The sequence below is a fragment of the Streptomyces sp. NPDC051172 genome, assembly GCF_040682555.1.
Classification (GTDB): Bacteria; Actinomycetota; Actinomycetes; order Streptomycetales; family Streptomycetaceae; genus Streptomyces.
The window spans coordinates 33263-46919 of sequence record NZ_JBFBBE010000046.1; the positions used below are offsets into that span (position 1 = coordinate 33263).

General features: G+C 70.9%; 13 protein-coding genes and 1 pseudogene. 7 read left to right on the top strand and 7 right to left on the bottom strand.

Features of this window, described 5'->3' with window-relative positions; all coding sequences use genetic code 11:
* Positions 1-12 precede the first annotated feature (12 nt).
* The 4 genes from AB0N07_RS26115 to AB0N07_RS26130 are packed head-to-tail and all read right to left on the bottom strand — an operon-like array spanning position 13 to position 4394.
* Positions 13-792 carry a CDP-alcohol phosphatidyltransferase family protein gene (locus AB0N07_RS26115; protein ID WP_266963081.1) on the bottom strand — a complete coding sequence of 260 codons (780 nt, stop codon included), beginning with the start codon at positions 790-792 and terminating at the stop codon, positions 13-15.
* Positions 770-1831: an iron-containing alcohol dehydrogenase family protein gene (locus tag AB0N07_RS26120; protein WP_365839002.1), complete on the bottom strand. Its 1062-nt coding sequence runs from the start codon at positions 1829-1831 to the stop codon at positions 770-772. Before AB0N07_RS26120 ends, AB0N07_RS26115 begins: the two co-directional genes overlap by 23 nt.
* Positions 1819-2571, bottom strand: a complete 753-nt coding sequence (locus AB0N07_RS26125) for a phosphocholine cytidylyltransferase family protein (RefSeq protein WP_365839004.1) — start codon at positions 2569-2571, stop codon at positions 1819-1821. Before AB0N07_RS26125 ends, AB0N07_RS26120 begins: the two co-directional genes overlap by 13 nt.
* Positions 2568-4394, bottom strand: a complete 1827-nt coding sequence (locus tag AB0N07_RS26130) for a DUF5941 domain-containing protein (RefSeq protein ID WP_365839006.1) — start codon at positions 4392-4394, stop codon at positions 2568-2570. The genes AB0N07_RS26125 and AB0N07_RS26130 overlap by 4 nt, the downstream gene beginning before the upstream one ends.
* A gap of 276 nt (positions 4395-4670) precedes the next feature.
* Between AB0N07_RS26130 and galE the strand changes: the two genes are divergently transcribed.
* The 3 genes from galE to idi all read left to right on the top strand — a co-directional run bounded on the left by galE (position 4671) and on the right by idi (position 7575).
* Positions 4671-5636, top strand: coding sequence for a UDP-glucose 4-epimerase GalE (gene galE, locus AB0N07_RS26135; RefSeq protein ID WP_365839008.1), 966 nt, complete (start codon positions 4671-4673; stop codon positions 5634-5636).
* Positions 5637-5785: 149 nt separating this feature from the next.
* Entirely contained in the window at positions 5786-6727 is a 942-nt protein-coding gene (locus tag AB0N07_RS26140; RefSeq protein ID WP_365839010.1) for a cation diffusion facilitator family transporter, read from the top strand.
* Positions 6728-6981: 254 nt separating this feature from the next.
* Positions 6982-7575 carry an isopentenyl-diphosphate Delta-isomerase gene (gene idi / locus AB0N07_RS26145; RefSeq protein ID WP_365839012.1) on the top strand — a complete coding sequence of 198 codons (594 nt, stop codon included), beginning with the start codon at positions 6982-6984 and terminating at the stop codon, positions 7573-7575.
* A gap of 6 nt (positions 7576-7581) precedes the next feature.
* Here the strand turns inward: idi and AB0N07_RS26150 are convergent, their stop codons facing one another.
* A complete protein-coding gene (locus AB0N07_RS26150; RefSeq protein WP_365839074.1) occupies positions 7582-8094 on the bottom strand; it encodes an ATP-binding protein in 513 nt (170 codons plus the stop codon).
* Between the two features lie 246 nt (positions 8095-8340).
* Here AB0N07_RS26150 and AB0N07_RS26155 point away from each other — a divergent pair, with 246 nt between their 5' ends.
* Positions 8341-9090, top strand: a complete 750-nt coding sequence (locus AB0N07_RS26155; RefSeq protein ID WP_365839014.1) for an enoyl-CoA hydratase/isomerase family protein — start codon at positions 8341-8343, stop codon at positions 9088-9090.
* Here the strand turns inward: AB0N07_RS26155 and AB0N07_RS26160 are convergent.
* A pseudogene (locus AB0N07_RS26160) lies at positions 9068-9244 on the bottom strand (DJ-1/PfpI family protein); the annotation flags it as partial. The gene AB0N07_RS26155 and the pseudogene AB0N07_RS26160 sit on opposite strands and share 23 nt — an antisense overlap.
* A gap of 195 nt (positions 9245-9439) precedes the next feature.
* On the opposite strand from AB0N07_RS26160, the gene AB0N07_RS26165 reads away from it, so the two are divergent.
* From AB0N07_RS26165 to AB0N07_RS26175, 3 genes are all read left to right on the top strand, one after another.
* Positions 9440-10309 (top strand): hypothetical protein, encoded by an 870-nt coding sequence (locus tag AB0N07_RS26165; RefSeq protein WP_365839016.1) that lies wholly within the window; start codon positions 9440-9442, stop codon positions 10307-10309.
* 71 nt (positions 10310-10380) lie between these two features.
* Positions 10381-10512, top strand: a complete 132-nt coding sequence (locus AB0N07_RS26170) for an LPFR motif small protein (protein ID WP_365839018.1) — start codon at positions 10381-10383, stop codon at positions 10510-10512.
* A 100-nt stretch (positions 10513-10612) separates the two neighbouring features.
* On the top strand, positions 10613-13006 hold the full coding sequence (locus tag AB0N07_RS26175; protein ID WP_365839020.1) for a Tex family protein: 2394 nt from the start codon (positions 10613-10615) through the stop codon (positions 13004-13006).
* Positions 13007-13125: 119 nt separating this feature from the next.
* On the opposite strand, the gene AB0N07_RS26180 is transcribed toward AB0N07_RS26175, so the two are convergent.
* Complete coding sequence (locus tag AB0N07_RS26180; RefSeq protein ID WP_365839022.1) at positions 13126-13578, bottom strand: DUF1003 domain-containing protein; 453 nt, start codon at positions 13576-13578, stop codon at positions 13126-13128.
* Between the last annotated feature and the right edge of the window lie 79 nt (positions 13579-13657).

A 13657-nucleotide genomic window follows, 5' to 3' on the forward strand; every position in this document is an offset into this window, starting at 1 on the left:
CCTTCAGGCCGCTCACTTCAGCCTGCTGGAAGCGAGGATGGACACCAGGTGCAGCAGGGTCTGCAGCAGCGCGATGCCGGCGAGTACCGCGACGCCCAGCCGGGAGAAGAACAGGTCACCGCGCATCTGGTCGACGATTGCCAGGACCAGGATCAGCAGGGACGCCTCGATGCCCAGGATCAGGCGGTGGAACTTGAACGCGGCGGCGGCCCGGCGGGCCAGTGCCATGCCGGAGGAGCGCATCTCGGCGGCGGCCTCCTGGACCGGCGGCTTGCCCGTCTGGTGCCGGGCGACGCCGACCAGGTCGGTCTCGGCCTTGATCAGGATGGCGCCGAGGGCGGCCAGGGTGCCGAGGAAGGCCCACAGCCAGTCGATACGGCCGCTGCCCCACAGGTCGGCGGCGCGCAGCCCGAACCCCACGAGGACGGCGGCGTCGGTGAGGTAGGCGCCGACCCGGTCCAGGTAGACGCCGTTCAGCGAGTACTGCTTCTTCCAGCGGGCGATCTCGCCGTCGACGCAGTCGAGGAGCAGGTACATCTGCACGCAGACCACGCCGAGCACGGCGCCCGTGATCCCCGGCACCAGCAGGGCCGGGGCGGCGAGCACGCCGAAGACGGTCATCAGATACGTGAGCTGGTTGGGCGTGACCCTGGTGTTCACCAGGTAGCGGTCGACCCGCAGGGACACCTCACGCATGTAGAGGCGTCCCATCCAGTGCTCACCGCTGCGCCGGTCCTTGACCCCCGCGGGGTGGACGACCGGGCGGAGTTCAGCTACCGATGGCCTTGACATAGTCGGCGTAGATGTCCTTGATCTGGTCGGTTTTGAGGTCGAGGTGTTCGAGGATCGTGTAGCGGCCGGGACGGGTCTCCGGGGCGAACTCCACGACGCGGACGAACTCGTCCACCGTGAAGCCGATCTCCTCCGGGAGCACCGGAAGCCCGTGCCGGCGCAGCACCTCGGCCGTGTACGCCGACTCCTCGTGCGCGCCGCGCAGATACATCGCGAAGGCGGCGCCGAGGCCGCACTGCTCGCCGTGGCTGGCGGCCCGCTTGGGGTAGAGCAGGTCGAAGGCGTGGTTGATCTCGTGGCAGGAGCCGGAGGCGGGGCGCGAGTCGCCGGAGATCGACATCGCGATGCCGGTGAGGACCAGCGCCTCCGCGAGCACCTGGAGGAAGTCGTTGTCGCCGATGCCGCCGGGGTGGCGGAGCACCGCCTCGCCCGCCTGGCGTGCCATGGCGGCGGCGAGGCCGTCGATCTTCTCTCCGTTGACGCGGTTGGACAGCTCCCAGTCCGCGATCGAGTTGATGTTGGAGATCGCGTCGCCGATGCCCGCGCGCACGAAACGCGCCGGCGCCTGGCGGATGACGTCGAGGTCGACGACCGCCGCGATCGGGTTCGGCACGCCGTACGAGCCGCGGCCCGCGTCGTTGTCGAGGGTGGCGACCGGCGAGCACAGACCGTCGTGCGCGAGGTTCGTCGGTACGGCGACCAGGGGCAGGCCGACCCGAGCCGCAGCGAACTTGGCGCAGTCGATGATCTTGCCGCCGCCGAGGCCCACGACCGCGTCGTAGTGGCCGGCCTTTATGTCTCCGGCCAGCCGGACCGCGTCGTCGAGGGTGCCGCCGCCGACCTCGTACCAGGTGGCGCCGGGCAGGGTCGGGGCGATGCGCTCGCGCAGCCGGGCGCCGGAGCCGCCGCTGACGGCGACGGCGAGCCGGCCCGAGGTCGAGATGCGTTCGTCGGCGAGCACGCAGGCCAGATCGTCGAGGGCACCCGGGCGGATGTCCACGACGAGCGGCGAGGGGATGAGCCGGGTCAGTACTGGCACGCGATCTCCCGTCCGCGGGCGAGATCGTCATGGTTGTCGATCTCGACCCACTTGACGTCGCCGATCGGCGCCACGTCGATCCGGAAGCCGCGGTTCACCAGTTCCTGGTACCCGTGCTCGTAGAACTGCTGCGGGTCGGTCTCCCAGACCGCCTTCAGGGCGTCGGCCAGCTCGGGGGCGGCGTCGCCCTCGATCAGCGTCACGCCGATGTACTCGCCCGTCGCCTCGGCCGGGTCCATCAGCTTGGTGATCTTCGTCATGCCCTGCTCGGGGTCGACGACGACCTTCATCTCCTCGTCGGCCAGGTTCTTCACCGTGTCCAGGGCGAGGATGATCTTCTTGCCGTCGCCGCGCGCGGCGAGCAGCGTCCGCTCGACGGAGACCGGGTGGACGGTGTCGCCGTTGGCGAGGATCACACCGTCCTTGAGGGCGTCACGGCCGCACCACAGGGAGTAGGCGTTGTTCCACTCCTCGGCCTTGTCGTTGTCGATGAGGGTGAGCTTGAGGCCGTACTTCGCCTCCAGGGCCGCCTTGCGCTCGTACACGGCCTCCTTGCGGTAGCCGACGATGACCGCGACCTCGGTCAGACCGATCTCGGCGAAGTTGCCGAGGGTCAGGTCCAGGACCGTCGGTTCGCCCTCTATGCCCGCGGGCCCCACCGGCACCAGCGCCTTGGGAAGGCTGTCGGTGTAGGGGCGCAGACGGCGTCCGGCGCCGGCCGCCAGCACGAGGCCGATCATGCGGGTTCTCCTTCATCGTGTACGGCGGGCGCCCCAGCGGACACCCAGAAGCGGATGCTCTCGACGAGCACCACCAGGGCGACGGCCACGGCGAGCACCGCGAGCGCGACCTTGAACTGCGAGGCGGTGAGCCCGGCGGCCAGGACGGTGACGAGCAGCGTCCGCCCTTCGTGCCCCCCGATGGCGCGCACCAGCCAGGCCGGGGGCGCTCCGGCGTTGCCGCGGATGCGGTACACCGTGTCGTAGTGATGGTAGGCGACGGCCGCCACCAGCCCGAAAGCCGCAGGAAGCGCCCCGTTCACAGCCGCTTTGGCCGCCAGTACCAGGACGGTGCCGTACTCGGCGAACCGGAACAGCGGGGGGACCAGCCAGTCGAAGGTGCCCTTGAGGGGGCGGTACAGGGCCTGACCGGCGGTGTTCGCGTACACGAGGGCGCCGACGACGGGGGCCCAGATCACGCCGGAGAACAGGGACACGGCGAGAACGGCCGTGCCCACGAGGGCGATCAGGAACGGACCCCCGAGCCGGCGGGGGGTCACACGGCCCAGGAAGGAGGCGAGCGGCCCGCTGTCCGCGAGGTCCGCCAGCGCCTGCGCCGCCCGGTCGGTGCGCCGGGCCTTGCGGGTCAGCGAGCGCAGGACCCGGCCCGCGGTCGTGTAAGTCGCCGCGAAGGCGCAGCCGACGAGCAGGACGTAGAAGGTGATGCGCGGTGTCGTGACCGCCGTCAGGACCGCGATCATCGCCCAGCGCTCGCCGATCGGCAGCACGATCATGCGGCGCACCCACACCGTCCAGCCGACGCTGTCCAGCTTGTCGGAAAGGGCCGCCGTGGGACTGGTGTTGGCGGTCGCGTCGTGGTTGGCCTCGTTGAAGGAGAAGTCGACGACGTGCCGGCAGGTCTGCAGGATCATCGCGCCGAGCGCGAGCGCCCATACGTCGTCGCCGCCGCGGGCCGCTCCCAGCGCCAACCCCGCGTAGTAGGCGTACTCCTTGGCCCGGTCGAAGGTGGCGTCCAGCCAGGCGCCGAGCGTGGAGTACTGCAGGGAGTAGCGGGCCAACTGGCCGTCGGTGCAGTCCAGTACGAAGGACGCGATCAGCAGGACGCCGGCCGCGACGAAGCCGATCCGGGTACCGGTGGCCGCGCAGCCGGCCGCGATCAGCGCGGTGAGCAGGGAGGCGGTGGTGACCTGGTTCGGGGTCAGACCGCGGCGGGCGCACCAGCGGGCGATGTAGCGGGAGTACGGGCTGATGAAGAACGTGGTGAAGAAGCCGTCGCGGGACTTCACGGCGGACTTCAGGCGTACGGCCTCGTCGTCGACGTTCGCGACGGCCTGCCGTGCCTCGTTGCGGGACTGCGGGTCGGCGGGGACGGCGGCGACCAGGCTGCCGAGTTCCGGGCGGTGCACGTCGGCGCCGTCGCTGTCGAGGGCGGTGACGATGTGGTCGGCGAGGCTGTCGACGTCTTCCCGCACGCTCAACTGCGTTCCCCCGGGGGCACCAACATGGGCCGTGACGCCGCCGGCCGAGTTCTCGCGCGCCATCGCGCGGGTCAGGGCCTGACGGCCGGCCGGCTGGGCCGTGACGGCGCCCGGGATCGCGGCGAGCGGGAAGCGGGGGTCGGTGAGGCCGAGGCGCAGGGCGTGCAGGTGGCCCACGAAGCGGGCGTCGACCACGGCGACCCGCTGGTCACCGGGGGCCTGGGCGAGCAGCGTCTCGGCGTCGGCGGTGTCGGCGGCGATCCGTACGTCGAAGCCGAGGGACCGCAGATCACCCTCGATCGACGATCCGGGGACCGGCTGACCGGTGAGGATGGCGGTCGACAACCGAACTCACTCCCTGGGTGCCGACGCTCCGGCGCCGGTCATGTGCATGGTGGACGCCCCTTGGCTGCACCAGGCGGGCGGCATGTCGGCAGAGGCTATCGGATGTCCGGAGCGCGGAGTTCACCGCCCGTTCACGAGTCGATCAACGCCGTCTCCACTGGCCTTTGCCGCGATCATCATCGGTGATCCGGGGTCCCGCCGACAAACCGCGATGCCCAGATCAGGCATCCGGGACATTGGGGAGCGCCGGGTGGTGTCGGCATAGGGTGGGCGACCATGACATGGCTGATCACAGGTGGAGCGGGATACATCGGGGCCCATGTGGTGCGGGCCATGACCGGCGCCGGGGAGCGCGTCGTCGCGCTGGACGACCTCTCGGCCGGGTTCGCCGAGCGGCTGCCGGCGGACGTGCCGCTCGTCGAGGGCTCGACGCTCGACGGCGACCTGCTGAAGCGGGTGTTCGCCGAGTACGGGGTGACCGGCGTCGTCCACCTCGCCGCGCGCAAGCAGGTCGCCGAGTCCGTGGCGCAGCCCACCCGCTACTACCGGGAGAACGTCGGCGGTCTCGCGACGCTCCTGGAGGCGGTCGCCGGGGCCGGGATCGGGAAGTTCCTGTTCTCCTCGTCCGCGGCCGTCTACGGCAACCCCGATGTGGACCTCATCACCGAGGACACCCCCTGCGCGCCGGTGAACCCGTACGGCGAGACCAAGCTCACCGGGGAGTGGCTGGTGCGGGCGGCGGGCCGGGCACACGGCATCTCCACGGTCTGTCTGCGCTATTTCAACGTGGCGGGCGCCGCCGCACCCGAGCTGGCGGACACCGGCGTCTTCAACATCGTCCCCATGGTCTTCGACCGGCTCACCCGCGACGAGGACCCGCGGATCTTCGGTGCCGACTATCCGACGCCGGACGGCACCTGCATCCGCGACTACATCCACGTCGCCGACCTGGCCGAGGCGCATCTGGCCGCGGCACGGCGGCTCGCCGGCCGCAGCGGCGACCTCACGGTGAACATCGGCCGCGGCGAGGGCGTCTCCGTCCGCGAGCTGATCACCGTCATCGGCGAGGTGACCGGCGACCGCCGCCCGGCCCTCGTCGAGGGCCGCCGCCCCGGGGACGCGCCCCGTGCGGTCGCCTCCGCCGCCCGGGCCGCAACGGAGCTGGGCTGGACCGCACGGCGCGGAGTGCCCGAGATGGTCGAGTCGGCCTGGCAGGGCTGGCTGCTGCACCACGCCAGGTGATGCCGTGGCGAGTGGACTGAGGCGGCCTTGACCTGCATATCGTTTCCGCAGGTCAAGGCACATGACAACGGTGTTCAGTACCGCGTTGCCCGATACCCCCCGCCCGTAGTTCACTGTCATCCCGAGCGCAACACAGGGAGGCGGCTGCCATGGGGGCTGGGCACGATCACGGGCACGGGCACTCGCATGCCCCGCCCACCGGTACGGCCGCCGCGGCGTACCGCGGGCGGCTGCGCGTCGCGCTGTCGATCACGCTCACCGTCATGGTGGTCGAGATCGTCGGCGGACTGCTCGCGGACTCGCTCGCGCTGATCGCGGACGCCGCCCACATGGCGACCGACGCCCTCGGGCTGGGCATGTCGCTGTTCGCGATCCACTTCGCCAACCGCCCGCCGAGCGGCAACCGCACCTTCGGGTACGCCCGCGCCGAGATCCTGGCGGCGCTCGCCAACTGTCTGCTGTTGCTCGGCGTCGGCGGCTATGTCCTGTACGAGGCGATCCAGCGGTTCTTCACCCCGGCCGACACCGCGGGCGGGCTGATGATCATGTTCGGCGCGATCGGCCTGGTCGCGAACATGATCTCGCTGACGCTGCTGGTGCGCGGCCAACAGGAGAGCCTCAACGTGCGCGGCGCGTTCCTGGAGGTCGCCGCGGACGCGCTCGGCTCCCTCGCCGTGATCATCTCCGCGCTGGTGATCCTGGCCACCGGCTGGCAGGCCGCCGACCCGATCGCCTCGCTCGTGATCGGCCTGATGATCGTGCCGCGCACCTGGAAGCTGCTGCGCGAGACCCTGGACGTGCTGCTGGAGGCGGCGCCCAGGGACGTCGACATGTCGGACGTACGAGCCCACATCCTGGACCTGGACGGCGTCGAGGACGTCCACGACCTGCACGCCTGGACGATCACGTCCGGGATGCCGGTGCTGTCCGCACACGTGGTCGTGCGCTCCGACGTCCTCAGCGCCATCGGCCACGAGAAGATGCTCCACGAGCTCCAGGAGTGCCTCGGCGACCACTTCGACGTGGCGCACTGCACCTTCCAGCTGGAACCGGGCGGGCACGCGGAACACGAGGCGAGGGTGTGCCATTGAGGCAGGTGCGCCGCAGCTTGGCCGGAATGCAGCCGTCCGGCGTGACCCGGCGTCGTTAAGCCTCACAGCGTTGCCCGGACGGTTCCCCGACGACCGCTACGGGCACGATCAACTACCGGGCCCCTCTTCCGGTCTTCAACCGGTGACGGCCGTGCCCGCGCCGTGCGCGGGACATGCGGGCGCGCCGCGAAGTGCCGGGAGTGCCGGATTCGTACGGCAGACTTGGGGCGCGAAGACCGATGTGAAGGATGGGTATGCCGATCACACCTGCTACCGCGACGCACACCTCGTCGAACGGCGCCGCAGACGCGATTTTGCTGGAACTGGTCGACGAGAACGGCGTCACGATCGGCACCGCGGAGAAGCTCGCCGCCCATCAGCCGCCGGGGCAGCTGCACCGCGCCTTCTCCGTCTTCCTCTTCGACGAGCGCGGCAGACTACTGCTGCAGCAGCGGGCCCTGGGCAAGTACCACTCCCCCGGCGTGTGGTCCAACACCTGCTGCGGCCACCCCTACCCCGGTGAGGCGCCTTTCGCGGCGGCGGCCCGGCGCACGTACGAGGAGCTGGGGGTGTCCCCCTCGCTGCTCGCCGAGGCGGGCACGGTCCGCTACAACCACCCGGACCCGGACTCGGGCCTGGTCGAGCAGGAGTACAACCACCTGTTCGTCGGCATGGTGCAGTCGCCGCTCGGGCCGGACCCGGAGGAGGTCGGCGCGACGGCCTTCGTGACGCCCACGGAGCTCGCGGAGCGGCACGCCAGGGACACCTTCTCGTCCTGGTTCATGACCGTGCTGGACGCGGCCCGCCCGGCCGTCAGGGAGCTGACCGGTCCGTCGGCCGGCTGGTGACCCCCGTCAGAGCACCCTCAGGGGTTTGAGCGGCAGGGCGGCCCAGATCACCTTGCCGCCGCTCGACGTGTGCTCGACGTCGCACACCCCGCCCGCCTCCCGGGCGACCTCGCTGACCAGGAGCAGCCCCCGGCCGCCCTCGCCGCTGTGGTCGGTCTCCAGAGCGGTCGGGCGGTAGGGGTGGTTGTCCTCCACGGACACCCGCACCCACTCCGCGCCGACGGCGACCTCCACGGCGAGCATCGGCGAGAGCAGCGCCGCGTGCCGGACGGCGTTCGTGACCAGCTCCGAGACGATCAGCAGCAGACCGTGGACCAGATCGTCGGAGACGGGCACCCCCTGGCGGTGGAGCAGGTCCCGCACGGCGTGCCGCGCCTGCGGGACCGAGGCCTCGATGGCGGGGGCGGTGAACCGCCAGACGCCTTCGTACGGCAGCGGGTCCGCGGGCGGCCCCGGGTCGCGGAGCTCGTCGGCGCCGCCTTCTGGGCGTGGGCCGGACCCGCGCCCATGGTTGTCCATCGTCCGGTCGCCACCCTTGCGCTCGATTGTCACCACACGTCGAGTGTTGGGAACGACCCACGGCACTCCGGATGACTGAACACAAGTCAGCAGGTATCGAGCACTTATGACCGTTGGCGTATGACACGGTCAGTTGTGGGACTGGTCTTTTCACGCTTCAGCCGACTTCGCGAACTCTTCGGGTTGTACGGGTTAGGGCACCCCCCTTCTTGATCACGGGTCCGGCGCGGCGGCTAGCATCCGGCCATGGAGCCCCAGCTGCTGCACAGCGTCACCGACTCGGTCGCCACCGTCGTCATCCACCACCCGGCGAAGCGCAACGCCATGACGGCCGCGATGTGGGCCGCCCTGCCGCCGCTGCTCGACACCCTCGCGGCGGATCCGGGCGTACGGGCGCTGGTGCTGACCGGGGAGGGCTCGACATTCTGTGCGGGCGCCGACATCTCCACGCTGCAGGGGTCGCCGGAGGAGGCGCAGGGGCTCGCGGTGCGGGCCGAGGAGGCCCTGGCCGCCTTCCCGAAGCCGACGCTGGCCGCCGTCCGCGGGCACTGTGTGGGCGGCGGGTCGCAGCTGGCGGCGGCCTGTGATCTGCGGTTCGCCATGGAGGGGGCGCTGTTCGGGGTGACGCCGTCGAAGCTCGGGATCGTGTATCCGGCCTCCTCAACCCGCCGTCTGGTGTCGCTGGTGGGTCCGGCCGCCGCCAAGTACCTGCTGTTCTCCGGCGAGTTGATCGACGCGGAGCGGGCACTGCGCACCGGCCTGGTGGACGAAGTGCTGCCGCAGGGCGAACTCGCCAAGCGAGTCGCGGAGTTCACCAGGATCCTGGTCTCCCGTTCGCAGCTCACCCAGGCCGCCGCGAAGGAGTTCGCCAACGGGCGCACCGACCGGGACGCGTACTGGACGCAGCAGGCGCGCGGCAGCGGGGACACCGTGGAGGGCGTCGCCGCGTTCCTGGAGCGCAGGCAGCCGCGCTTCACCTGGACCACGTCAGGATGAAACGGCTCTTGGAGCGGAACTCCTCCACGAGGTGGGCGGGCGCCTTCTCGGGCGAACCGGCGCCGTAGGGCGGCTGCGGGTCGTACTCGGCCAACAGCTGGACGGCCCGGGCGTGTTCGTCGCCGGCGATCCGGCCGAGGAGGGTCAGGCCCAGGGTGTGCAGTTCGGCGCCCGCGAAGACCTCGAGCGGGCCGGTGACGTCGAGGCTCTGGACGCCGTCGAAGAGGACGAGCAGACACCCACGATTCCTGGCGCCAGGCGGATGGCTGCAATGACGAGTTCCCCGCCTTTCCTGCCATCCGGCGCACGGCACTGGAGCCCGTACCGACCAGTCGGTAACCTGTCGGCCATGACTACTGCCGCCCTCGATCCGCACGCCGGTCGCCGCTGCCACAACGCGCTCAACTCCCTGCACGCGACGTACTACTTCTCGCCCGATCTGGGCAGCGAACTGGGCGCTCTCGGCATCAGCCACCCGAGGGCCGTCAACCTGGCCGCGCGGGCGGCAGCGCTGGGCCCGGTCGGGCCGGGCACGGTGACGGCGACGTTCTACAACTACAAGTACGAGCTCGTGGCCCGGTATGTGCCTGCCGTGTGGGAGACCGCCGCACCGGCGCAGATCCTGGCCGCACGCGCGCGTGCCGTCGACGCCACCCTGCGCCGCCTGCTGGGCGAGGACACCGTGGCGTCCGAGGAGATGGCTCAGGCGGCGCGGCTGGCGCTGCGGGCCGCCGAGGCCTGTTCGCGCGCGGCCCGGCCGCTGTACTCCGCGTACGCCGACCTGCCGGTGCCCGAGGAGCCGCATCTGGCGTACTTCCACGCCACCACGCTGCTGCGTGAGCACCGGGGCGACGGGCATCTCGCCGTGCTGATGTCCGCGGAGCTGGACGGTCTGGAGGCCGTGGTGACCCATACCGCGACCGGCAAGGGCATGACACCGAAGTGGGTCTTCGGCAGCCGCGGCTGGAAGCAGGAGGACTGGGACGCGGCCTGCGGGCGGCTGTGCGAGCGCGGGCTGCTCGACGAGGCGGGCGAGTTGACGGAGCGGGGCGTCGCGCTACGGGCGCAGATCGAGGCGGAGACGGACCGGCTGGACCGGGCGCCGTACGAGCACCTGGGGGCGGAGGGCGTCGCCCGGCTGACGGAGCTCGGGGCGGGGTTCGCGCGGGCCGCACTCGCCGCCGGGGCCTACCCCGCGGATCTGATCGGCAAGCGCTGACGAAACCCGGGTACCCGTCTTCCGCCCGGCCGTCGCGGCCGGGCGGAAACGGGAACAGAGAGGGGAATTTCGTGTTCCGCGCCATTGCCGACGTCCTGCGGCAGATCGCCGGAGCGATCGCCACCGTCGTCACCCTGCCCTTCCGGGCGCTGGCCCGGCTCTTCGGCGGAGCCTCCGGTTCCGCTCGGGGTCACGGGGCCTGATTCCGCCGCCGCGCCTCGCCGGTTGCCGCCCTGATCCCCGACTGTCGGTGCCGCCTGCCACAATTGCGGCGCAACCTCAGTGAGAAGGCGGTACGGGATCGTGACGACACCCGGGTCCAGCGGGTCCACCAACGTAGGGTCCATCGAAGGCAGGATCGCCGAGGAGCTCGGCGTCCGGGAGCGGCAGGTCAGGGCTGCCGTGGAGCTGCTCGACGGCGGTTCGACGGTGCCCTTCATCGCCCGCTACCGCAAGGAAGCGACCGAGATGCTCGACGATGCGCAGCTGCGCACCATCGAGGAGCGGCTGCGCTATCTGCGGGAGCTCGAGGAGCGGCGGACCGCGATCCTGGAGTCGGTGCGCGAGCAGGGCAAGCTGACCGCGGAGCTGGAGGCGCAGATCCGCGGCGCCGAGACCAAGGCACGGCTCGAGGACATCTACCTGCCGTACAAGCCCAAGCGCCGTACCAAGGCGCAGATCGCGCGCGAGGCCGGGCTCGAACCGCTCGCCGAGGGCCTGCTCGGCGATCCGACGGTCGAGCCGCTCGCCGCGGCCTCTGCCTTCGTCGACGCGGACAAGGGCGTCGCCGACCCGCAGGCCGCCCTGGACGGCGCCCGCGCGATCCTCACCGAGCGGTTCTCCGAGGACGCCGACCTGATCGGCGAGCTGCGCGAGCGGATGTGGGTGCGCGGGCGGCTGGCCGCCAAGGTGCGGGACGGCAAGGAGGAGGCGGGCGCCAAGTTCGCCGACTACTTCGACTTCGCCGAGCCGTTCACCGAACTGCCCTCGCACCGCATTCTCGCCATGCTGCGCGGCGAGAAGGAGGAGGTCCTCGACCTCGTTCTGGAGCCGGAGGAGCCCACGGACGGCCCCTCGTCCTACGAGGGCATCGTGGCCGCGAGGTTCCAGATCGCCGACCGCGGCCGTCCCGCCGACAAGTGGCTGACGGACACGGTCCGTTGGGCCTGGCGCACCCGCATCCTGGTGCACCTCGGCATCGACCTGCGCCTGAGGCTGCGCACGGCCGCCGAGGACGAGGCCGTCCAGGTGTTCGCGGCGAACCTGCGGGACCTGCTGCTCGCCGCCCCGGCCGGCACGCGCGCGACCCTGGGCCTGGACCCCGGTTTCCGTACGGGTGTGAAGGTCGCCGTCATCGACGCCACCGGAAAGGTGGTGGCCACGGACGTCATCTATCCGCACGTCCCGGCGAACAAGTGGGACGAGGCGATCGCCAAGCTGGCCCGCCTCGCGAAGGAACACGCGGTCGAACTGATCGCGATCGGCAACGGCACCGCATCCCGCGAGACCGACAAGCTCGCCGGTGAACTCATCACCAAGCACCCCGAGTTGAACCTCACCAAGGTGATGGTCTCCGAGGCGGGCGCGTCCGTGTACTCGGCGTCCGCGTTCGCCTCGCAGGAGCTGCCCGACATGGACGTGTCGCTGCGCGGCGCCGTCTCCATCGCGCGCCGCCTCCAGGACCCCCTGGCCGAGCTGGTGAAGATCGACCCGAAGTCGATCGGCGTCGGCCAGTACCAGCACGACCTGTCCGAGGTGAAGCTGTCGCGCTCGCTGGACGCGGTGGTCGAGGACTGTGTGAACGGTGTCGGCGTGGACGTCAACACGGCCTCGGCCCCGCTGCTCGCCCGGGTCTCCGGCATCACTTCCGGACTGGCCGAGAACATCGTGGCGCACCGCGACGCCAACGGGCCCTTCAAGTCGCGTACGCAGCTCAAGAGCGTGGCGCGGCTCGGTCCGAAGGCGTACGAGCAGTGCGCGGGCTTCCTGCGGATCCGCGGCGGCGACGACCCGCTGGACGCCTCCAGCGTGCACCCGGAGGCGTATCCGGTCGTCCGGCGCATGGTGAAGACCACCGGGCAGGAGGTGGCGTCGCTCATCGGCAACACGGGCGTGCTGCGCTCACTGAAGCCTGGTGAGTTCGTGGACGAGACCTTCGGTCTGCCGACCGTCACCGACATCCTCAAGGAGCTGGAGAAGCCCGGGCGGGACCCGCGGCCCGCGTTCAAGACGGCCACCTTCAAGGAGGGCGTCGAGAAGATCTCCGACCTGGCGTCCGGAATGGTCCTGGAGGGCGTGGTCACGAATGTGGCGGCCTTCGGTGCGTTCATCGACGTCGGTGTCCACCAGGACGGTCTGGCGCATGTCTCCGCGTTGTCCAAGACGTTCGTCAAGGACCCGCGGGACGTGGTGAAGCCCGGGGACATCGTCAAGGTGAAGGTGCTGGACGTCGACATTCCGCGCAAGCGGATCTCGCTGACGCTGCGCCTGGACGACGAGGCCGCGCCGCAGGGTGACGGCGGCGGCGATCGCCGGCAGCGGGGTGCGCGTCCGCCTCAGCAGCGGCAGCAGCAGCGCCAGGGCGGCGGCCGCGGCGGACAGGGCGGCGGTTCGCGTCAGGCGGCGGCGCCTGCCAACAGCGCGATGGCCGATGCTCTGCGCCGGGCGGGGTTGCTGGATCCGAAGGGCAAGCGGTGAGCTGAGGGAGGCAGGTCGTGGGGAGTCTGCGGGCCGGATGTGGCCGGCCCGCAGATTCCCCGCGCCCCTTCAGACCGGCGTCGGATCACAGCACGCCATCACCGCCGCACCGGATCCATTCAGCCGTTCATCCGGGCGCGGTTCTCCGCGAGCAGTTGCTGAACACGCTGCTCGACCTCCGCGGGATCCACACCGAGGGAACGGCCTATGTGGGCGGCCCACACCTCCGAGCGCACATTGGTCTCGAAGTCCAGGTCGGCGCGGACGTTCTCGCGGGCGGCTTGGCGGTTCTGGCTCACCATCACGAAGGTGGACAGGAAGATCGCTTCCAAGCTGACGATCATGGTGAGCAGTCCGAAGGGGTACGGGTCCCAGACCGCCCTCTTGCCGAAGGCCCCCTCGTTGCACACGATCCACACCGCGAACCACAGGGCGTGCAGATAGACGAAGGTCATGGTCCCCGCGAAGGCGGTGATCGCGTCCGCGATCCGGTCCTGGTTCCCGCGCATCCGTGCAAGGACGTCCTGCTCGTGCACGATCCGCACGGCGGGCCGCCTCTCCGCAGCACCCATGGTCTCCCCTTGTCCTGCCGCCTGGTTTCCGACGAGGAATCGCCGTCAGCGTACGCGGCGGACGCGATGGGGCGCGGGG

What these genes read in the sequence shown, in the direction of transcription:
- AB0N07_RS26115 (WP_266963081.1), bottom strand. Translation starts at nt 792, where the DNA reads ATGTCAAGGCCATCGGTAGCTGAACTCCGCCCGGTCGTCCACCCCGCG.
- AB0N07_RS26125 (WP_365839004.1), bottom strand. Translation starts at nt 2,571, where the DNA reads ATGATCGGCCTCGTGCTGGCGGCCGGCGCCGGACGCCGTCTGCGCCCC.
- galE (WP_365839008.1), top strand. Translation starts at nt 4,671, where the DNA reads ATGACATGGCTGATCACAGGTGGAGCGGGATACATCGGGGCCCATGTG.
- AB0N07_RS26140 (WP_365839010.1), top strand. Translation starts at nt 5,786, where the DNA reads ATGGGGGCTGGGCACGATCACGGGCACGGGCACTCGCATGCCCCGCCC.
- idi (WP_365839012.1), top strand. Translation starts at nt 6,982, where the DNA reads ATGCCGATCACACCTGCTACCGCGACGCACACCTCGTCGAACGGCGCC.
- AB0N07_RS26150 (WP_365839074.1), bottom strand. Translation starts at nt 8,094, where the DNA reads ATGGACAACCATGGGCGCGGGTCCGGCCCACGCCCAGAAGGCGGCGCC.
- AB0N07_RS26155 (WP_365839014.1), top strand. Translation starts at nt 8,341, where the DNA reads ATGGAGCCCCAGCTGCTGCACAGCGTCACCGACTCGGTCGCCACCGTC.
- AB0N07_RS26165 (WP_365839016.1), top strand. Translation starts at nt 9,440, where the DNA reads ATGACTACTGCCGCCCTCGATCCGCACGCCGGTCGCCGCTGCCACAAC.
- AB0N07_RS26180 (WP_365839022.1), bottom strand. Translation starts at nt 13,578, where the DNA reads ATGGGTGCTGCGGAGAGGCGGCCCGCCGTGCGGATCGTGCACGAGCAG.